We start from the raw sequence: 18,455 nt of genomic DNA on the forward strand, positions 1-18,455 counted from the left end.
TGCGGGTTGTGCTGCATCCCTTGAGAAAGCCGCACCCAGCCGCACCCAGCTGCACCCAGCCGAACTCGGGGCGGCGCGGGGAGGCTCAACCCAGCGCGACCACGCCCGCGACCAGGACGTCCGGGGGTAGGTCGAGCAGCCGGACCCAGGCCCGGTCGTCGTAGCCCATCACCGGACAGGCGGCCAGGCCCAGCCCGGTCGCGACGAGGAGCACGTTCTGCAGCGCGGCGCCGGCATCGAGGTGCAGGGTCCGGTAGTGGCGCGCGGGGTAGCGGGTCAGCGAGCCGCCCACGTCGATGCCGAGGGCCAGCCAGACCGGGGCCCGGCGGGCGAACGGCGGCTGGTCCAGGGCCGCCGCCAGGTAGTCGGTGGGATCGCCGCGCCGGATCTGGACCAGGTTCGGCAGGGGAAGTCGCAGGTCCGCGCGATGCACGCCGCATGGCAGCTCGCCGGCGCCGCGGACGACGAGGTGGGGGAGCACCGAGGCCAGCCCGCCGGCCCGCGGCGCGGTGCCGACGCCGAGCCGCAGCAGCGCGGCCAGGTCGGCGAGCGGCGGCTGGTCCGGGCCGAAGGCGTAGCGCGAGCGGCGGGCCACCAGCGCCTCGGCCAGGGAGAGGTCGGGGCGGCGCGGGGCCGGCAGCGGGCGGGTGTCGCCCGCGGCGGCCGGGGGCAGCAGCCCGGGTCCGGGGGTCCGGGGCACGGCCGTCCGGTTGAGGGCGTCGTGGACGGCGCGGACCAGCCGGAGGCCGGCGTCGGTCGCGGTCATCGGGCGACGAACAGCGGCCGGCCGCTGACCGGGTCGGTGAGCACCACGGCGTCGATGTCGAAGACCGCGCCGAGGGTCTCCTCGGTCAGCACCTGCTCCGGTGTCCCGTCCGCGCGTACCCGTCCCTCGCGCAGGGCGACCACCCGGTCGGCGTACCTGGCCGCCTGGTTGAGGTCGTGCAGCACCATGACGACGGTCATGGCATACACGTCGCGGAGCCGGCGCACGAGTCGCATCAGGTCGATCTGGTGGCGGACGTCGAGATAGGTCGTCGGCTCGTCGAGCAGCAGGATGCCGGTCTCCTGGGCGAGGGTCATCGCGATCCAGGCCCGCTGCCGCTCGCCGCCGGAGAGGCTGTCGAGACGGCGGTCGGCGAGCGCGGTGAGGCCGGTCAGCGCCAGCGCGCGTCGGAGGGCCCCGTCGTCCTGCTGGCGCAGCATCGCCCACGGTCCGCACCGGGGGTAGCGGCCCTGCTCGACCAGCTCGCGCACGGTGGCGCCGTTCGGTGTCGTCGCGGTCTGCGGCAGTACGCCGAGACGGCGCGCGATCTCGCGGGAGGTGTGGCTCGCATACGGGCGACCGTCGAGACGGAGGTCGCCGGCCTGCCGGGGGAGCACCCGGGCGAGGGTCATCAGCAGCGTCGACTTGCCCGATCCGTTGGGACCGACGAGTGCGGTGACGGAGCCGTCCGCGATCTCCAGGTCCAAGTCGGCGACGACGACCCGCCGGCCGTGGCCGGCGTCCAGGCCGAGGGCGGCGAGGGCGGGTGCGGTGGTCATCGGCGGCTCTCCCTGCGAACGAGGCTGATCAGGACGGGTGCGCCGAGGAGGGCGGTGACGGCGCCGACCGGCACCCCCGACACGTCGGCCGCGACGCCGGGCAGCCGGATCGTCACCGAGAACGCGACCAGGTCCGCCAGGCTGAGGAGAACGGCGCCGAGCGCGGCGCTGACCGGCACCAGGCACCGGTGGTCGGCGCCGACCCAGAGCCGGGCGACGTGCGGCGCGACCAGGCCGACGAAGGCCACCGCGCCGGCCGCGGCGATCGCGGCCGCGGCAGCGCCGACGGCGACCAGCAGGACCACCGCGACCAGCGGCCCGGCGCGCAGCCCGAGACCGACGGCGACGGCCTCGCCGAGCGACCACGCGTTGAGCCGGGACGCGAGCAGCCAGGCGAGGGGCACGAGCACCGCGACCCAGGGCCACAGCAGCGCCCAGTCGTGGGGCGTGCGGGCGTTGAGCGAGCCGACCAGCCAGCGCAGCACCACGCCGATCGGCGCGGAGTCGACGACGAGCAGCAGCGAGGTCACCGCGGCGAGCACGGCGCCCAGCAGCACGCCCGCCACCGCGAGGGAGCGCCGCCCGGCGGCGTACAGGACGGCCCCGGTGGCCAGCGCCCCGAGCAGGGCGGCGGGATAGGCGAGCGCGTGGCCCGGCCAGAGCACCAGCCCGGCGGTGACCGCGAGCGCGGCCCCGGCGCCGACGCCGGTGGTGGCCGGCTCGGCGAGGGGGTTGCGGACGACGGCCTGCACGAGGACGCCGGACACCGCGAGCAGGGCGCCCGCGCCGAGCCCGACCAGCACCCGCGGGAGCCGGTAGTCGAGGACGATCACCTCGTAGACCGGGTCGCTCGCCCGGCCGACCAGCGCGCGGAGCACCTCGCCCGGCGGCAGCTCGGAGCGGCCGACGAGCAGGTGCGTGAGCACCAGCAGCACCCCGGCGAGGATCCCGGCGGCGACCACGGCGCCCGCGCGCCGCGTCGTCGTAGCGCCGGTCATCGGGGCCGTCCGGTGGGACGGAGCAGCAGCAGCGCGGGTACGCCGACCAGCGTGGTCACGATGCCGACGGGGACCTCCACCGGGTAGAGCAGGCGCCGGGAGACCAGGTCGGCCGCCATCAGCAGCAGGGCGCCGACGACCAGGGTGGGAGCCAGGACGCGGCGGGTGCTGGTGCTGCCGGTCAGCCGACGCGCGACGTGCGGCGCGAGCAGGGCCACCCACGCCACCGGCCCGCAGGCCGCCGCGACGGCCGCCGCGATCAGAGCGGCGGTGCCGACGGCGAGCACCCGGGTCCGGACCACCGCGACGCCGAGCCCGGCCGCCACCTCGTCGCCGAGCGTCAACGCCTCGACCCGGCGCCGGATCAGCCAGGCGACGACGACACCGGCCGCCACGAGCGGCGCCACGGTCGCCACGTGGGACCAGCCGCGGGCGGCGAGGCTGCCCATCAGGTAGCGGAAGAGCACCACGACATTGCCCTGCGTGCCGAGCCCGACGACGGCGACGACCAGGCCGCCGCACGCGGCGGACACGGCCGCGCCGACGAGGACCACGTGGGCCGGGTCGCGGGTGCGGCCCATCGCCAGGAGCACGCCGGCGCCCGCGACCAGGGCGCCGGCGAGCGCGAGCCACGGCTGGAGGCCGAGGGGCACGCCGAGCCCCAGCACCACGACGGTGGCGACCACGACGGCCGCGCCGGACGAGACGCCGAGCAGCTCCGGGCCGGCGATCGGGTTGCGCAAGGCGTCTTGGAGCAGCAGTCCGCTGACGCCGAGGCCACCGCCCGCGACCGCGCCGAGGACGGCGCGGGGCAGGCGCACCTCGGCGACCGCGACCCGCTGGGGATGGTCGGGATCGAGCAGGGCGGACAGGGCGGTCGCGGGTCCGAGGCCGGGGTGGCCGACGCACAGGGCCGCGAGCCCGCAGCCCGCGGCCGCGACGCCGAGGGCGGCGAGGGCGGTGCGGCCGATGCGGGCGGTGCGGGCGACGGCTGGAGAGGACCGCGGGACCGCCGTCGTCCTCAAATTGGGAATGATTATCATTTCGATTCCATCGTTCACCACAGGAGCTCTCATGCGCAAGCCCACTGCCCTCGCCGCCCTCGTCCCCGCCGCCCTCGTCCCCGCCGCCCTCGTGGCCGCCGCGACGCTCGCCGCCTGCGGGGCATCCGACGCCTCCGACGCCGACGCCGGCGGCTCCCGCCGATCGGCGGGCGAGTCGATCGCCGTCACCGACGACACCGGCGCCACCCTCACCCTCGACGCGCCGGCCCGGCGGGTCGCCTGCCTCACGATGATCTGCGTCGACGCGCTCGCCGAGGTCGGCCTCGCGCCGGTCGCGTACCGCGACGCGCTCGCCCTCGACGAGCGCTACGCCGGCCCGGACGCCGACATGCGCGAGATCACCGGCGGCTTCGGCGAGGAGAACGTCGAGGACATCGCCCTCGCCACCCCGGACCTGGTCATCGGTCTCGCCGGCGTGCAGGACGGGTTGCGCCCCGCGGTCGAGGCGCACGCGCAGCTCTACCTCGTCGACCCGCACTCGTGGCAGGACTCGGTCGCCTTCCTGCGCACGGTCGGCCGGCTCACCGGGACCGAGGAGCGGGCCGAGGAGCGCGCGGTCGCGTTCACCGAGCGGGTCGAGGCGGCCGCGTCGCGGCGCAGCGGCCTGACCACCCTGTCGATGTACGGCGAGCCGGGGAGTCTCGGGGTCGACTCGGTCGAGACGCCGGTCGGCTCGCTGCTGGCCGAGGTCAGCGACTACCCCTGGCCCGCGGCCGGCGACCCGTTCGCCAGCGTCGCCGTCGAGCAGATCGCCGAGGTCGACCCCGACCTGGTGTTCGCGCAGGCGTTCTCGGCGTCGACGGACACCGAGCCGCTCGGCGAGCGGCTCGCGTCCGACCCGGTGTGGGCCCGGCTGACCGCGGCCCGCGAGGACGGGGTGGTCGAGGTCGAGGCCCCGGTCTGGGCGACCGGCCGCGGCACCATCTCGCTCGGCCTGGTCCTCGACACCGTTCTCGAGAATCTCGGCAAGCGCGGTTGAGAATGATTATCAATATCGGATACGGTCCATCCGCACCCCCGATCCGCGGGGCGCATCCATCCCCCCAGAGGAGATACCGATGAACGAGTTCTTCACCCCGGTCGGCCAGCGGGCCCAGCTCTCGACCCACAGCGCCGGTCACAGCAACGCCCTCGTCGAGAACCCCTTCGACGAGGTCGAGGCCACCGAGGGCGACTGACCCGTGCCACCGGTCGACCCCCGCGCGTCCCGGGCGCGTGGGGGCCGACCCCGGAACGAGACCCCATGAACCTGACTCCTCCCGTCTCCCCTCCGGCGTCCTCGCGCCTGCGTGCCGACGTCGTCCTCTACCCGACCGCCGACGGTCACGTCCTGCGCGCCGGGGACGGCTACCACCACGTGCGGCTGGCCGGTCCGGAGCTCGACGACCTCCTCGGCGCCCTCGTCCGGGACCACGAGCCCGTGACGCCCGCGGCGCGCGCCGCGCTCGACGCCCTGGTCGCCGCCGGGCTCGCCGACCCGGGTCCGCTCCGGCTCAGCGTGTCCGGGGCCGGCGCCCTCGCCACGGCCCTGCGCGCCGCGCTCGGGCGGATGGGCGTCGAGCCGGACCTCGACGGTACGGCGGTCCTGGCGCTCGATGACGCGATCGTCCCCACCGGGCTGCCGGCCGGCGCCCGCGCCTGCTGGCGGGCCGGCCATCGCGTCGTCCTGTCCCCGCCGGGCGTCCCCGCGGCCGAGGTCGCGGCCCGCCACCACGCCGCCACCATGCACCGGGCGACGGATCGCCGGGTCGCCCCGCGCGACCCGGCCGCCGGCGTGCGGTCCGCCGCCCCGCCGCTCGCCGGGCCGGGACTCGAGCTGGCCGCCGTCGTCGTGGCGGCCGAGCTGCTGCGGCCGGAGCCGCCCACCCACGAGGCGGTCGTGGTCGACCTGGTCACGCTGAGCGTGTCGCGGCACCCGGTGCTGCCCGTTCCGCCCGCCCCGCGATGAGGGAGCGGCACGTCTCGGTCGGCGACCTGGCCACCCGGGTCTGGCTGCCCGCGACACCACCCCGGGCGGTCCTCGTCGTGCGCACGCCGTACGGCGCGGCCCAGCACGCCGCCGAGGCGAGGGGGTGGACGGGCCACGGCGTCGGCCTCGTCGTCCAGGACGTCCGGGGTCGCCACGAGTCGCCCGGCGTCTTCGTCCCGTACGCCGAGGCGCACCGTGCCGACGGTCCCGACCTGCTCGCCTGGGTGCGCTCGTGGGCGGACGCGCCCGTCGTCGTGATGGGCACGTCGTACGGCGCCCACACGGCGCTGGCCACCGCGGTGACCGCACCGGTCGACGGGGTCGTGGTCGCCGTACCGGCGCTCGGCCTCGGCGAGACCGCGCGCACCCGGGGTGGCGTCCTCCAGCTGGCGTCCCGGCTCGGCTGGTGGCTGGCCCAGGACGTCCGGCGACCCTGGGCCGAGGTCGTCACCGCCCGCCGCCACGACACCGAACGGGCCGCGGCCGTCGCCGGGCTCGAGTGCCCCCTGCTGGCGATCGGCGGCACCGACGACCACTTCGCCCACGATGTCGTCGACCTCTGGTCGGCCTGGGGCGGCCCGGCCCGGCTGGTCCTGGGGCCGTGGGACCACGGCCTCGCCGGGGCCGGCCGGGCGCGGCGCATCCTCGCCTGGCTCGATGCGCTGCTCGCCGGGCGCCCGCCCCGCGGCGCCACCCTGGTCGACCGCTCCGGCGGCCACCACTCCGGGCCGCCGCCGATGGCCGAGGTCCGGCTCAGGTCGGCGCCGGGCGTGTCCTGGTGCGCGTCCCTGGCCGTCCGGGCACCGGACGGCGGCGTTCGGGAGATCGCGCACGGCGCGGCCTTCGGGAGCCGCCTCACCCTCGGCCCGGTCGTCCTCTCCGCCGCCGACCGCGCCGCGCTCGAGCTCCGGGTCACCGCCGACGACTTCCCGCGCTATGCCCGATCCCCCCACCCGCCGGGCGCGGTCCCGGACCATCACCTGGAGCTGATCCCATGACCTCCCTGAGCGTCGAGAGCCTCGTCGACCCCCACTTCGGCATCGTCACCGGCCTGCACCCGGTCGAGCGGCTGGCCGGCCTGCCCCCGGCGTACGTCGGCATCACGGCCGAGGTCGCCGACTCGCGGATGCACGGCAACTGGCCGAGCGACCGGGTCTCGCTCGGCACCACCTTCGCCGACCCGGGCGGCGCCCGGATCGCCGCGATCGGCGAGGCGGTCGAGCGCTACTGCGGCAACTACGTGCCCGAGGGTCTGCTCCGGGCGAGCGCGGGCGAGCTCGCGGCCGCGGGGCACCGGCTGCTCGGCCCGCGGGACCTGCCCTTCTTCGCCGACTGGCAGCACGAGCGCGCCGGGTTCCCCTTCGCGCGGTTCACCGAGGACGTCGAGATCGCCTGGGTCGAAGGGCGCGGCGACACCGGCCCGGTGCTGGTCCCGGCGTCCTGGGCGCATCTCAACTGGCGCACCGGCTCCCGCCGGCGCGACCCCTTCCTGCACCACGTGAACTATGCCGGGATCGCCACCGGGCAGGACGTCGCCGACGCCACCCGCCGTGGCCTGCTGGAGCTGGTCGAGCGCGACGCGCTCTCGTTGTGGTGGCACCTCGGCGCCGATGCGTCCGGCATCGACCCGGCGACGGTGCCCGGGCTGCTCGACCACCTGGCCGGGTCCCGGCTCGAGCTGCACCTGCTGGCCCTGCCTGCCTGGTTCGGCGTCCCGGTGGTCGCGGCGGCGGTCCACGATCCGGTGACCGGGATCGTGGCGGGCGGCTTCTCCGCGAAGCTCGACCCGGCCGAGACGGCGCTGAAGGCCACCCTCGAGGCGATCCACAGCTGGGTGTTCACCCAGGGCCTGCTCGACGCCGACGGCTGGGTGTTCGACGCGGTGGCCGCCGGGATCCTGTCGAAGGGGCTCTACCTGCCCCATCGCCCCGAGCGCGACTACCTGGCGGTCGCGGGACCCCAGTGCGCCGCCGTCCGCGACCTCGGCGCCCAGGCGCAGGTCTGGCTGGACCCCGCCGTGCAGCGCGAGCTGCTGCCGCGGTTCACCGCGCCCGCCGCCACCGTCGGGATCGACGACCTCCCGGTCGGCACCGAGGCCGGGCTGCGGGCGGCGCTGGCCGTCGGCGGCCACGAGGTGGTGGTCTGCGACCTCACCACCCCCGACGTGGCGCTCACCCCGCTGCGCGTGGTCCGGGTCTGCGCCCGGGGTCTGGTGCCGAACGCCCCGGCCGGCTTCCCCTACTACGGGCTGCCGCGCTGGACGGAGGTCGGCGGCCGGCCGCCGACCCCGGAGAGCCTGCTCCTGCTGCCCCCGCCCAGCCTGTGACCGCCGCGCCGGTCGCCACCTCGGCGCTGGCCGACCCGACGTACCGCCGGTTCCTGGTGGCCCGGGCCGTCGCGATGACGGGCAACGCGCTCACCATGGTGGCCCTGCCGATCCTGGTCTACCGGCTGACCGGGAGCGCCACCCTGACCGCCCTGGTCGCGGCGGTCGAGACCACGCCGTACCTCGTGCTCGGCCTGCCCGCCGGCGCGCTCGCCGATCGCTGGAACCGTCGCCGGGTGCTCGTCGTCACCGGGTCGCTCAGCGGCCTGGCGCTGCTCACGGTGCCCGCTGCCGACCTCCTCGGCGCGCTGAGCTTCGCCCACCTGCTGGTCGTCGCGGCCGTGGTGTCGACCCTCTTCGTGTTCGCCGACGCGGCCTCGTTCGGCCTGGTGCCGCAGCTGGTCGGGCGGGACCGGGTCGCCTCGGCCACCTCCACCCTGGTGACGGTCGGGACCGCGATCGGGCTGGCCGGTCCACTGCTCGCCGGGCTGCTCGTGACCGCGACCTCCCCGGCGCTCGCCCTCGGTCTCGACGGGCTCGGCTACCTCGCCGCCGCAGGCATCGTCGCCGGCCTGCGCTGGCCGGGCAGCGAGACGGTGGCGGCGGCCGTACCGGGTCGCCGGCTGGGCCGGGAGGTCGTCGAGGGGCTGAGCTTCATCTGGGCGGTGCCGGTCGTACGCTGGTTGACGATCCTCGGCGCCGGCGCGAGCCTCGCCGGCGGAGCGACCTCGGGCCTCCTGGTCGTCGTCGGCGTCGAGCAGCTCGGTCTGGACGTCGACTCACCGGCGCTGGGGTGGCTGTTCGCGGCGGGGGCGGTGGGCACCTTCGTCGCCAGCCTCGCCCTGCCCCGTCTGCAGCGGCGCACCGGCGTCGGGGTGATCACGACGACCGGGTACGCCGTGGCCCTGGTCGCGCTGCTGGCCCTGTCGGCGACCACCACCGTGCTCCTGGCCCTGCCGCTGCTCGTCGTCCTCCAGCTCGCGATGACGACCCTCATCGTGAACGGGATCGTCACCCGCCAGGTGGTCACCCCGGACCACCTCCAGTCCCGGGTCAACACCACGGCCCGGCTGATCGCCTGGGGTGGCAGCCCCCTCGGCGCGGCGTTGGCGGGGGTAATCGCGGGCGCCGCCGGCACGGAGTGGGCGCTGCGGCTCGCCTCGGGCGGCCTGCTGTGCAGCCTGGTCGGCGCGGTCGTGGTCGGCGTACCCCGGTTCGGACGGCTCGCCACGCTGGTCGACGTGCCGGTGGCGCGCGGTCCAGCCGGGCGGTAGCCACCACGTGGTGCGGTGGGCCGTCGAGGATCGGCCACCGCAGGCCGCGTCAGATCAGCAGCACCGGCAGGTCCAGCTCGACCGGGCCGAGGTCGGCGACCTCCAGCGAGCCGGTCGGAGACACCTCGGTGAGGCTGAGGCCGGTGCTCCAGCACTCGCCGGCGTTGACCAGGGCGGTGAGGGTGCGGGCCGCGCCGTCCACGATCCAGTACTGCGCGATCCCTGACCGGCGGTAGTCGTCGGGCTTGTGAAAGAGGTCCTCGTCACGGGTCGACGCGGAGAGGATCTCGACCACGAGCACCGGGACCGCGGGCGACCAGACCTCGTCGTCGTGCTCGCGCTGCAGGGCGAGGTCGGGGACGCGGCGCGATCCGGTGGGGAGTGCGAGGCCCCGCTCATAGGTCACGAACGCGTCGGGGAATGCCTGGCGCAGGACGATCGCGATGTTGAGCCCGACGCGGTTGTGGTCGCCGCGGGCGGGCGGCGTCACGAGCGCCACCCCGTCGACGAGCTCCACCCGGTGGTCCTCCGGCAGCCGATCGAACTCGGATCGCGACATCGGCACGCGTTCGAACCGGTCGGCGTAGGCGACATCCATAGCTGAGTCCTGACCAATCGACACATCCAGTTCCTCCAGTCTGCACGCATCTCCCGAGAAGGAGAAGCGAGCACGACCGTGACCGAGGGGGCCGACACAACCGGCGCAGCCGCCGCGCGTTCTCCACAGCCGTGATCCCGTGAGGCGTGTGAGCCCGTGAGACGGAGTTGACGAGACGAGATCTCGCGGCGCATCGCGCCGAAACCGCCGCCACCCAGGCTCGGAGCAGCACCCGCCCCCCTGCCCCAGGAGCCCGCGATGACCCTCACCGCCCCTGTGACCGCCCCGAGCCTGCGCCGGAGGAGGGGCCGCTGGATCGACGACTGGCGTCCCGAGGACCCGGAGTTCTGGGAGTCCAGCGGCGCGTCGGTCGCCCGCCGCAACCTGCTCTGGTCGATCTTCGCCGAGCACCTCGGCTTCTCGGTGTGGCTGATCTGGAGCGTGAGCTCGGCGTTCCTGGTGGCCCAGGGGTTCGCGTTCAGCCCGCAGCAGCTGTTCTTCCTGGTCGCGATCCCGAACCTGGTCGGCGCCCTCATCCGGGTGCCCTACACGCTCGCGGTCGGCAGGTTCGGCGGCCGGAACTGGACGATGGTCAGCGCGGGCCTGCTGCTCGTGCCGACGCTCGGGTTCGCCTACGTGGTCACCCAGCCCGGGACGCCGTACGCCGTGTTCTGCGTGATCGCCGCGAGCGCCGGCTTCGGCGGCGGCAACTTCGCGAGCTCGATGGCGAACATCAACTTCTTCTACCCCGCGCGGCTCAAGGGCGCGGCGCTCGGGCTCAACGCGGCGGGCGGCAACCTCGGGGTCGCGATCATCCAGCTGCTGCTCCCGGTGCTGGTCGGCGGGGCGGGCATCTTCGGCCTGGTCACGGCGAGCGCGGGTGGGATCCACCTGGAGCGGGCCGCGTTCCTGTACGCCGCCCTGGCCGTCGTCGGTGTGCTGGCCGCCTGCTTCCGGATGGACAACCTCTCCAACGCCCGCACCGACACCCGCCAGCAGCTGAGCGTGCTCAGGCACCGCCACACCTGGGTGATGTCCTTCCTCTACATCGGCACCTTCGGCTCGTTCATCGGCTACTCCGCCGCGATGCCGCTGCTGATCAAGCTCAACTTCTGGCACCAGGCCGGTCCGCAGGCGCCGGGCATCGGCATCAACTTCGCCTACTACGCCTTCCTCGGCGCCCTGGTCGGCTCGGTCACCCGCCCGCTCGGCGGGCACCTCGCGGACCGCTTCGGCGGTGCCCGGGTCACCGTCGTGGCCTTCTCCGGCTTGGTGCTCGGCACCCTCGGCCTGCTCGGCACGCTCTCGATGCTGACCCCGATCCCTGCTCTCGCCGGAGCGGCGCAGACCGCGGCGGTCGACGCCAACGCCGACGTGTTCCCGCTGTTCTTGGGTGTCTTCCTGGTGGTCTTCGCCTGCACGGGCATCGGCAACGGGTCGACGTACAAGATGATCCCGGCGATCCACCGCACCGACGCCGTGCTCGCGACCGCCGCGGACAGCCCGGAGCGCGAGCTCGCCCTCCTCGACGCCACCAAGCGGTCCTCGGCCGCGGTCGGGATCATCGGGGCCGTCGGCGCGATCGGCGGGTTCCTGATCCCGATCACGTTCAACAGCCCGTGGGTCAGCGAGCCGCTCGCCGCGACGAAGAGCGCGTTCGCCGTCTTCGCCGGGTTCTACGTCGTCTGTCTCGTCGTCACCTGGGCGGCCTACCGCCGCCGCGGCCGGACCTACGCCGACGCGGGCATCTGAGCCGTCTGGTGGAATGGGCGGATGCGCACCCTCGCACTCGCCCTGCTGCTCGCCCTCCTGCCGGCCTCGGTGGCCGCGTCGGCCGCGGACCGCGCCTCCGGACCGCTGCCGTCAGCTGCCCAGTGGCAGGCCGACGTCCGGGCGGTCTACGCGAAGAAGCGGCCGGGTGCCTACCTCAAGCAGCGGGCGGCGGGCGGCGAGAAGCACCTGGCCGTCGTACTCGACATCGACAACACCTCGCTGGCCACCCACTACGCCTGGCCGAAGGCGATCAAGCGGACCCTCAAGCTCACCAGGAACGCCGAGCGCCGGGGCATGAGGGTCATCTTCGTCACCGGCCGCTTCGAGGACAGCCTGGCCAAGGTGACCAAGGCCCTCGACGCGGCCGGCTACCACCACGACGGGATCTGCGGGCGCCGGCACGGCGAGCCGATCGCCGCGGGCAAGCAGCGCTGCCGGGCGCAGTACGCCGAGCAGGGGCTGACCTTCGTGCTCAACGTCGGCAACCGTTCGACCGACTTCGTCGGCGGCGACTACGAGCGCAAGCTCAAGCTGCCCGGCTACGGCGGCGCCCTCAGCTGACTCCCGGGTTCCGGTTCAGATGACGCCGAGGGCCAGCATCGCGTCGGCCACCTGGGTGAACCCGGCGATATTGGCGCCGGCGACGTAGTTGCCGGGGGCGCCGTAGGTGTCGGCGGTCTCGAGGCAGCGGGCGTGGATGCCGACCATGATCTCCTCGAGCCGCGCCTCGGTGTGGGCGAAGGTCCAGGAGTCGCGCGAGGCGTTCTGCTGCATCTCCAGGGCGCTGGTCGCGACTCCGCCGGCGTTGGCGGCCTTGCCGGGGGCGAAGGCGACCCCGGCCTCGGTGAGCACCTTCACGGCGGACGGGGTGCAGGGCATGTTGGCGCCCTCGGCGACGACCGTGCAGCCGTTGCGAACCAGGGTCAGCGCGTGGTCGCCGTCCAGCTCGTTCTGGGTGGCGCAGGGGAGCGCGATGTCGCACGGCACGTCCCAGACCGCCCCGTCAGCCACGAAGCGGGCCGACTCCCGGGCCTCGGCGTACGACGAGAGCCGCTCGCGGCGTACCTCCTTGACCTCCTTCAGCAGGTCGAGGTCGAGTCCCTTCTCGTCGACGACGTACCCGCTGGAGTCGGAGCACGCGACCACGGTGGCGCCGAGCTCGGCGGCCTTCTCGGCGGCGTAGATCGCGACGTTCCCGGAGCCGGACACCACCACGGTCTTGCCCTCGAAGGAGCTGCCGCGGGCCTTGAGGATCTCATTGGCGAAGAAGACCGTGCCGTAGCCGGTGGCCTCGGTGCGGACCAGCGAGCCGCCCCAGCCGATGCCCTTGCCGGTCAGCACGCCGGACTCGTAGCGGTTGGTGATCCGCTTGTACTGCCCGAACAGGTAGCCGATCTCGCGCCCACCGACGCCGATGTCGCCGGCGGGGACGTCGGTGTACTCGCCGATGTGGCGGTACAGCTCGGTCATGAAGGACTGGCAAAAGCGCATGATCTCGGCGTCGCTGCGGCCCTTCGGGTCGAAGTCCGAGCCGCCCTTGCCGCCGCCGATGGGCATGCCGGTGAGGGCGTTCTTGAAGATCTGCTCGAAGCCGAGGAACTTGATGATGCCGAGGTAGACCGACGGGTGGAAGCGCAGCCCGCCCTTGTACGGCCCGAGCGCGGAGTTGAACTCCACCCGGAAGCCGCGGTTGAGCTGCACCTGGCCGGCGTCGTCGACCCACGGGACCCGGAAGATGATCTGCCGCTCCGGCTCGCACACGCGGCGGATGATCGCGGCGTCGGTGTACTCGGGGTGACGGGCGACGACCGGGCCCAGGCTGTCCAGCAGCTCGCGCGTCGCCTGGTGGAACTCGGCCTCACCGGGGTTCCGGGCCAGGATCTCGTCGAAGATCGGCTGCAGGGTCGGGTTCAGGTCCGTCACGGGGTCACTCCTCCATACGCGTCGGGAGACGCCCCGCGTTCATGGTGGGACCTCTCCGAGAAGCTCCCACGGTCTCATCCCGCCGGAGGCGTGCCGGACGCGGGCCCGGTCCGTGAGACCGTGAGGAGTCGTTGACACGGGTGTCCTCCGCCCGCGTCCGCCCCGCAACGCGGGTCCCGTGCAATGGGCTCCATGACCCGGACCCACTGCCCGTACTGCAGCCTGCAGTGCGGCATGGCGGTCTCCCGCAAGGGCCGGGCGGGGATCGAGATCGGAGCCTGGGAGGAGTTCCCGGTCAACGAGGGCGCGCTGTGCCGCAAGGGCTGGACGTCCGGCGGCCTGCGCAGCAGCCGGGAGCGGCTCACCCGGCCGCTGGTGCGGGACCGGGCGACCGGCGAGCTGCGCGCCGTCGAGTGGGACGAGGCGCTCGACCTGGTCGCGCGGCGGATCACGGACCTGCAGGAGGCCCATGGCAAGGACGCGGTCGCCGTCTTCGGCGGTGGTGGGCTCACCAACGAGAAGGCCTACCAGCTGGGCAAGTTCGCCCGGGTCGCCCTCGGCACCAGCCAGATCGACTACAACGGCCGCTGGTGCATGAGCTCGGCGGCCAGCGCCGGCAACCAGGCGTTCGGGGTCGACCGCGGCCTGCCGTTCCCGCTCGCCGACGTCGAGCGGGCCGACGTGGTGGTGCTCGTCGGCTCCAACCTCGCCGAGACCATGCCGCCCGCCGCCCGCCACCTCGACCGGCTGCGCGAGCGCGGCGGCAAGGTCGTGGTCATCGACCCGCGGCTGACGCCGACCGCCGAGCGCGCCGATCTCTTCCTCCAGCCCGTGCCCGGCACCGACCTCGCTCTCGCGCTGGGCGTGCTGCACCTGCTCGACGCGCAGGGCGCGGTGGACGAGTCCTATGTCGCGGCCCGGACCACCGGCTTCGACGACGTACGCCGCGCCGCTGCGGCGTGGTGGCCCGAGCGCGTCGAGCGGACCACCGGCATCGCCACCGACGAGCTGCGGTCGCTGGTCGCGATGCTCGCGGACGCCGACAAGGTGATGGTGCTGACCGCCCGCGGCGCCGAGCAGCACGCTCAGGGCACCGCCACGGTGCTGGCGTGGATCGACGTGGCGCTGGCGTTGGGCATGCCGGGGAAGCCGTACGCCGGCTACGGCTGCCTCACCGGCCAGGGCAACGGCCAGGGCGGGCGCGAGCACGGGCAGAAGGCCGACCAGCTGCCGGGGTACCGGATGATCGAGGACCCCGCCGCCCGCGTCCACGTCGCGCGGGTGTGGGGCGTGCCCCCGGAGAGCCTGCCCGGCAAGGGGCGCTCGGCGTACGAGCTGCTCTCCGCGTTGGGCACCGACGCCGGCCCGAAGGCGCTGCTCGTGCATGCCTCCAACATCGTGGTCAGCGCACCGAACGCCACCCGGATCACGCAGCGGCTCGAGTCGCTCGACCTGCTCGTCGTCTGCGACATCGTGATGTCCGAGACCGCCGCGCTCGCCGACGTCGTACTGCCCGTCACCCAGTGGGCCGAGGAGACCGGCACCATGACCAACCTCGAGGGGCGCGTCATCCTGCGGCAGCAGGCGATCGCCCCGCCCGAGGGCGTGCGCAGCGACCTCGACGTGATCGCCGGTCTCGCCTCCCGGCTTGGCTCTCCCGTCGAGTTCGCGACCGATCCCGAGGAGGTCTTCGCCGAGCTCGGCCGCGCGTCCGCGGGCGGCAAGGCCGACTACGCCGGCATCAGCTACCGGCGCATCGCCGAGGAGAAGGGCGTCTTCTGGCCCTGCCCCACCCCCGACCACCCCGGCACCCCACGGCTGTTCGCCGACACCTTCGCCACCCCCGACGGCCGAGCCCGCTTCGTCGTACCCGAGTACGTCGGGCCCGCGGAGGCACCCGACGCGTCGTACCCGCTGCACCTGACGACCGGCCGCGTGCTCGCGCAGTACCAGTCCGGCGCCCAGACCCGCCGGATCCGCGACCTCGCCGACGACGGCGCCTTCGTCGAGATGCACCCGATGCTCGCCGACCGGATCGGCGCCCGCGACGGCCGGCCGGTCCTCGTCCGCACCCGCCGCGGCGAGCTGAAGGCGCCCGCCCGCGTGGTCACCACGATCCGCCCGGACACCGTCTTCGTGCCCTTCCACTGGGTCGGCGCCAACCGGCTCACCAACGACGCGCTCGACCCGTCCAGCCGGATGCCGGAGTTCAAGGTGTGCGCGGCGGACGTGCTGGTCGCGCAGCGGGGCTAACGATCCTGTGTTCATCTGACCCTCAACGTTGAGGCCATCTGTATCCACGAACGCCTGAGTGTGAACGCAGAGACATCTGTCGTCAGGCGTGATCTGCACGGTCGATCGTGAAAGCAGGCGGCCTGACGGCGAAATCTGTATCCACCATTGCGATCTCGTGGATACGAATGTAGCGTCCGCCACATGCCCTCCGCCGACTCGCTGACGCACGACGCCCAGTCCGATCGCGTCAGCTACCTCTACGACAGCCTGCGCCGGGCGATCCTCAGCTGCGAGATCCCTCCCGGCGCGACGTTCACGCAGATGGAGCTGGCCCGCAGGTACGACGTCAGCCGCACCCCGCTGCGCGAGGCGCTGCGACTCCTCCAGGCCGACGGCCTGATCGACGTGGGTGGCCAGCGGCTCCGCGTCCGCGAGACCTCGTTCGACGATCTGGACGACCTCTACACCATGCGGATCACGTTGGAGGCGCTCGGCGCCCGGATCTCCGTGCCCAGGATGACCGCCGACCACATCGGCGAGCTGCGGTCCTGCCTGGACGAGATCGACGAGTTCGACCGGACCGAGGACTTCGACCGCCGCGAGATCCCGCATGTCGCGTTCCACCGCGGGCTGGTGGGTCTGGCCGGCCCCAGCCTGGTGTCGGCCTTCGACTCCTACAACGCCCTCAGCAGCCGCTACCGGCGGCTGCAGGCCACGCAGCCCCGTGCCTACGCCCTGGCCGCCGACGAGCACCGCGCCATCCTGAGCGCGTGCGAGGCCCGTGACGCCGATCTGGCGGCCCGCCTGCTGGCGCACCACCTCGGCCGCGTGGCGCTCACCCTGGTCGCCGAGCTCGCGCCGATGCGGGACCCCTCGAGCCTGAGGACCTCGATCCGGTTCGCCTGCGGTGACCTGGCGCTGGACGGGCGTGGCGCCGTACGACCGGACGGCACCGAGGTGCGGGGGCGATGATGGCCCTCGAGGACCTGCAGGTCGGCCCGTACCACGCCGCACTGGTCGTGCCGGACGTTCGCGCCACCACCCGGGAGATGACCCGGCAGTTCGGCTGGTCGTGGACGCCGGTACGCCGGCGGCCCCAGACCTATCGCAGCTTTCCTTCGGGCGAGCTCGGCGAGATCGAGGTCGAGGTCTGCTTCTCGCGGCACTCCTCGTTCCGCCTCGAGGTCATCTCCGCGGCGCCCGGGACGCCCTGGCGGCTGCCCGAGGGGCAGAGCCTCCATCACGTGGCCTGGTGGGTCGAGGACCTGCCCGCGGCCGTCAGCGCCCTGACCGAGCGCGGGGCCACGTTGGAGGCGTACGGGGTCGACGTCGAGGCCGGTGTCGAGCCGGCACGGTTCGCCTACTTCACCGAGTCCGGTGTCCGGATTGAGCTGCAGGACGCGGCCCGCAAGCAGGACTTCGAGCTCTGGTTCGCAGAGGAAGACCCCCGTTGACGACGACGCTGAGGAGCTGACGTGCTGCATCAGGAAGAGAACGACCTGTTGACGAGGTCCGGTCCCGACACGCCCGGCGGGCGCTTCATGCGGAGGTACTGGCTGCCGGCGCTGCTGGAGGCCGAGCTGATGGACGACCAGCCGGTACGGGTCAAGATCCTGGGGGAGTCGCTGGTCGCCTTCAGGACGAAGGACGGCAGCGTGGGCCTGCTGGACGAGCGCTGTCCCCATCGAGGCGCCTCGCTGGGGCTGGCCCGCTGTGAGCCGGACGGGATCCGGTGTCTCTTCCACGGATGGAAGTTCGGCCCGAGCGGCGATGTCCTCGAGCTGCCGACCGAGCCGGAGTCACGACAGGGACTCAAGGACAAGATCCCCGTCAGGTCGTTCGACACGAAGATCGCCGGCGGCATCGTGTGGGCCTACCTCGGCCCTCCGGGGAGCGCTCCGGAGTTCCCCGACTTCGCCCCGTTCTCCGCCGGGTCACGCCGCTGGCACGCCTCGAAGCTGCGTCTGGAGTGCAACTATCTGCAAGGTGTCGAGGGCAGCCTCGACCCCGCCCACGTCTCGGCGCTGCACAGCTCGCCCGCCACCGGCGCCCCCGTGGACAGCTCGCTGGCGATGACGATGTCGAGCACGGCGCCGAGCCTGGAGGTCGACGAGACCTGGTTCGGCATGCGGCTGGCGGCCCGGAGACCGGGACCCGACGGCGGGACGGAGTACCTGCGGATCACGGCGTTCGCCTATCCCTGCATCACGTTCCTGCCGGGCGAGGACAAGGTGCTGTGCGCCTGGGTCCCCATCGATGACGAGAGCTGCTGGCAGTACTGGCTCTTCTACGACCACGAGAACGACCTGGAGCACGAGGCGCTCTTCGATCGCCTGGGCCTGGAGATCGTGGACCACCAGCACAAGCGCACGTCCCGGCGCGAGGACGGCTGGCCCCAGGACCGCGCGGCGATGAGGGACGGCCACTTCTCCGGCATCAAGGGGATCGCCGAGGAGGACTGCGTCATCCAGGAGAGCCAGGGACTCGTCACCGACCGGTCCTTGGAGCACCTGGGCTCCAGCGACCTGGGCGTCACCCGGATGCGCCGCCTGATGCTGCGCGCGATCAGGGCCAGCGAGGAGGGCGAGCCCCCCGCGACCCGGGAGCCCAGTCACCGGTACCGCGAGATCGAGCGGGTCGACGAGGTGATCGCCGACGGCCTGACCTGGCAGTCGCGGTTCGCCCAGCAGTGACCAGCACAACCCCGTTCGCCCGGATCGAGTGCTCGCTCGACGGGCACGTCGAAGAAG

At 73.8% G+C, this 18,455-nt stretch carries 18 protein-coding genes; 12 read left to right on the plus strand and 6 right to left on the minus strand.

The features are described from left to right. Positions 1–85: 85 nt before the first annotated feature. The 4 genes from ACUP6Y_RS01580 to ACUP6Y_RS01595 are packed head-to-tail and all read right to left on the minus strand — an operon-like array spanning position 86 to position 3,568. Positions 86–766 (minus strand): nitroreductase family protein, encoded by a 681-nt coding sequence (locus tag ACUP6Y_RS01580; RefSeq protein WP_462553851.1) that lies wholly within the window; start codon positions 764–766, stop codon positions 86–88. Then, on the minus strand, positions 763–1,545 hold the full coding sequence (locus tag ACUP6Y_RS01585) for an ABC transporter ATP-binding protein (protein ID WP_462553852.1): 783 nt from the start codon (positions 1,543–1,545) through the stop codon (positions 763–765). The genes ACUP6Y_RS01580 and ACUP6Y_RS01585 overlap by 4 nt, the downstream gene beginning before the upstream one ends. Continuing rightward, positions 1,542–2,543, minus strand: coding sequence for a FecCD family ABC transporter permease (locus ACUP6Y_RS01590; protein ID WP_462553853.1), 1,002 nt, complete (start codon positions 2,541–2,543; stop codon positions 1,542–1,544). Before ACUP6Y_RS01590 ends, ACUP6Y_RS01585 begins: the two co-directional genes overlap by 4 nt. Beyond that, positions 2,540–3,568 carry a FecCD family ABC transporter permease gene (locus ACUP6Y_RS01595; protein WP_462553854.1) on the minus strand — a complete coding sequence of 343 codons (1,029 nt, stop codon included), beginning with the start codon at positions 3,566–3,568 and terminating at the stop codon, positions 2,540–2,542. The genes ACUP6Y_RS01590 and ACUP6Y_RS01595 overlap by 4 nt, the downstream gene beginning before the upstream one ends. A gap of 49 nt (positions 3,569–3,617) precedes the next feature. Here ACUP6Y_RS01595 and ACUP6Y_RS01600 point away from each other — a divergent pair, with 49 nt between their 5' ends. From ACUP6Y_RS01600 to ACUP6Y_RS01625, 6 genes are all read left to right on the plus strand, one after another. Then, positions 3,618–4,586: an ABC transporter substrate-binding protein gene (locus tag ACUP6Y_RS01600; RefSeq protein ID WP_462553855.1), complete on the plus strand. Its 969-nt coding sequence runs from the start codon at positions 3,618–3,620 to the stop codon at positions 4,584–4,586. A 79-nt stretch (positions 4,587–4,665) separates the two neighbouring features. Next, positions 4,666–4,785: a streptamidine family RiPP gene (gene amiA / locus ACUP6Y_RS01605; RefSeq protein ID WP_246086471.1), complete on the plus strand. Its 120-nt coding sequence runs from the start codon at positions 4,666–4,668 to the stop codon at positions 4,783–4,785. A gap of 65 nt (positions 4,786–4,850) precedes the next feature. Beyond that, entirely contained in the window at positions 4,851–5,555 is a 705-nt protein-coding gene (locus ACUP6Y_RS01610; protein WP_462553856.1) for a hypothetical protein, read from the plus strand. Then, complete coding sequence (locus tag ACUP6Y_RS01615) at positions 5,552–6,574, plus strand: CocE/NonD family hydrolase (RefSeq protein WP_462553857.1); 1,023 nt, start codon at positions 5,552–5,554, stop codon at positions 6,572–6,574. The genes ACUP6Y_RS01610 and ACUP6Y_RS01615 overlap by 4 nt, the downstream gene beginning before the upstream one ends. After that, positions 6,571–7,902: a YcaO-like family protein gene (locus ACUP6Y_RS01620; protein ID WP_462553858.1), complete on the plus strand. Its 1,332-nt coding sequence runs from the start codon at positions 6,571–6,573 to the stop codon at positions 7,900–7,902. The genes ACUP6Y_RS01615 and ACUP6Y_RS01620 overlap by 4 nt, the downstream gene beginning before the upstream one ends. Next, entirely contained in the window at positions 7,899–9,176 is a 1,278-nt protein-coding gene (locus ACUP6Y_RS01625) for an MFS transporter (protein ID WP_462553859.1), read from the plus strand. The genes ACUP6Y_RS01620 and ACUP6Y_RS01625 overlap by 4 nt, the downstream gene beginning before the upstream one ends. A gap of 49 nt (positions 9,177–9,225) precedes the next feature. On the opposite strand, the gene ACUP6Y_RS01630 is transcribed toward ACUP6Y_RS01625, so the two are convergent. Continuing rightward, complete coding sequence (locus ACUP6Y_RS01630) at positions 9,226–9,774, minus strand: Uma2 family endonuclease (RefSeq protein ID WP_462553860.1); 549 nt, start codon at positions 9,772–9,774, stop codon at positions 9,226–9,228. A gap of 258 nt (positions 9,775–10,032) precedes the next feature. Between ACUP6Y_RS01630 and ACUP6Y_RS01635 the strand changes: the two genes are divergently transcribed. Next, positions 10,033–11,526, plus strand: coding sequence for an MFS transporter (locus ACUP6Y_RS01635; RefSeq protein WP_462553861.1), 1,494 nt, complete (start codon positions 10,033–10,035; stop codon positions 11,524–11,526). A 21-nt stretch (positions 11,527–11,547) separates the two neighbouring features. Then, the gene (locus tag ACUP6Y_RS01640; RefSeq protein WP_462553862.1) at positions 11,548–12,108 is read left to right on the plus strand and encodes an HAD family acid phosphatase; all 561 of its coding nucleotides are present in this window, start codon (positions 11,548–11,550) and stop codon (positions 12,106–12,108) included. A 15-nt stretch (positions 12,109–12,123) separates the two neighbouring features. Here the strand turns inward: ACUP6Y_RS01640 and gdhA are convergent, their stop codons facing one another. After that, entirely contained in the window at positions 12,124–13,461 is a 1,338-nt protein-coding gene (gene gdhA, locus ACUP6Y_RS01645) for an NADP-specific glutamate dehydrogenase (protein WP_462556589.1), read from the minus strand. A 201-nt stretch (positions 13,462–13,662) separates the two neighbouring features. Between gdhA and ACUP6Y_RS01650 the strand changes: the two genes are divergently transcribed. The 4 genes from ACUP6Y_RS01650 (at position 13,663) to ACUP6Y_RS01665 (ending at position 18,398) form a co-directional block, all read left to right on the plus strand. After that, on the plus strand, positions 13,663–15,723 hold the full coding sequence (locus tag ACUP6Y_RS01650; RefSeq protein ID WP_462553863.1) for a molybdopterin oxidoreductase family protein: 2,061 nt from the start codon (positions 13,663–13,665) through the stop codon (positions 15,721–15,723). Positions 15,724–15,906: 183 nt separating this feature from the next. Further along, positions 15,907–16,677 carry a GntR family transcriptional regulator gene (locus ACUP6Y_RS01655; protein ID WP_462553864.1) on the plus strand — a complete coding sequence of 257 codons (771 nt, stop codon included), beginning with the start codon at positions 15,907–15,909 and terminating at the stop codon, positions 16,675–16,677. After that, positions 16,674–17,159: a VOC family protein gene (locus ACUP6Y_RS01660; RefSeq protein ID WP_462553865.1), complete on the plus strand. Its 486-nt coding sequence runs from the start codon at positions 16,674–16,676 to the stop codon at positions 17,157–17,159. The genes ACUP6Y_RS01655 and ACUP6Y_RS01660 overlap by 4 nt, the downstream gene beginning before the upstream one ends. A 21-nt stretch (positions 17,160–17,180) precedes the next feature. After that, positions 17,181–18,398: a Rieske 2Fe-2S domain-containing protein gene (locus ACUP6Y_RS01665; protein WP_462553866.1), complete on the plus strand. Its 1,218-nt coding sequence runs from the start codon at positions 17,181–17,183 to the stop codon at positions 18,396–18,398. Positions 18,399–18,455: the final 57 nt, after the last annotated feature.

It is taken from the genome of Nocardioides sp. S5-5 (genome assembly GCF_054954065.1).

Excerpts from the sequence above, each read along its gene's own strand:
- ACUP6Y_RS01615 (WP_462553857.1), top strand. The coding sequence starts at position 5,552 with ATGAGGGAGCGGCACGTCTCGGTCGGCGACCTGGCCACCCGGGTCTGG.
- ACUP6Y_RS01635 (WP_462553861.1), top strand. The coding sequence starts at position 10,033 with ATGACCCTCACCGCCCCTGTGACCGCCCCGAGCCTGCGCCGGAGGAGG.
- ACUP6Y_RS01620 (WP_462553858.1), top strand. The coding sequence starts at position 6,571 with ATGACCTCCCTGAGCGTCGAGAGCCTCGTCGACCCCCACTTCGGCATC.
- ACUP6Y_RS01590 (WP_462553853.1), bottom strand. The coding sequence starts at position 2,543 with ATGACCGGCGCTACGACGACGCGGCGCGCGGGCGCCGTGGTCGCCGCC.
- ACUP6Y_RS01660 (WP_462553865.1), top strand. The coding sequence starts at position 16,674 with ATGATGGCCCTCGAGGACCTGCAGGTCGGCCCGTACCACGCCGCACTG.
- ACUP6Y_RS01585 (WP_462553852.1), bottom strand. The coding sequence starts at position 1,545 with ATGACCACCGCACCCGCCCTCGCCGCCCTCGGCCTGGACGCCGGCCAC.
- ACUP6Y_RS01655 (WP_462553864.1), top strand. The coding sequence starts at position 15,907 with ATGCCCTCCGCCGACTCGCTGACGCACGACGCCCAGTCCGATCGCGTC.
- ACUP6Y_RS01640 (WP_462553862.1), top strand. The coding sequence starts at position 11,548 with ATGCGCACCCTCGCACTCGCCCTGCTGCTCGCCCTCCTGCCGGCCTCG.
- ACUP6Y_RS01610 (WP_462553856.1), top strand. The coding sequence starts at position 4,851 with ATGAACCTGACTCCTCCCGTCTCCCCTCCGGCGTCCTCGCGCCTGCGT.
- ACUP6Y_RS01650 (WP_462553863.1), top strand. The coding sequence starts at position 13,663 with ATGACCCGGACCCACTGCCCGTACTGCAGCCTGCAGTGCGGCATGGCG.
- ACUP6Y_RS01630 (WP_462553860.1), bottom strand. The coding sequence starts at position 9,774 with ATGGATGTCGCCTACGCCGACCGGTTCGAACGCGTGCCGATGTCGCGA.
- amiA (WP_246086471.1), top strand. The coding sequence starts at position 4,666 with ATGAACGAGTTCTTCACCCCGGTCGGCCAGCGGGCCCAGCTCTCGACC.
- ACUP6Y_RS01600 (WP_462553855.1), top strand. The coding sequence starts at position 3,618 with ATGCGCAAGCCCACTGCCCTCGCCGCCCTCGTCCCCGCCGCCCTCGTC.
- ACUP6Y_RS01580 (WP_462553851.1), bottom strand. The coding sequence starts at position 766 with ATGACCGCGACCGACGCCGGCCTCCGGCTGGTCCGCGCCGTCCACGAC.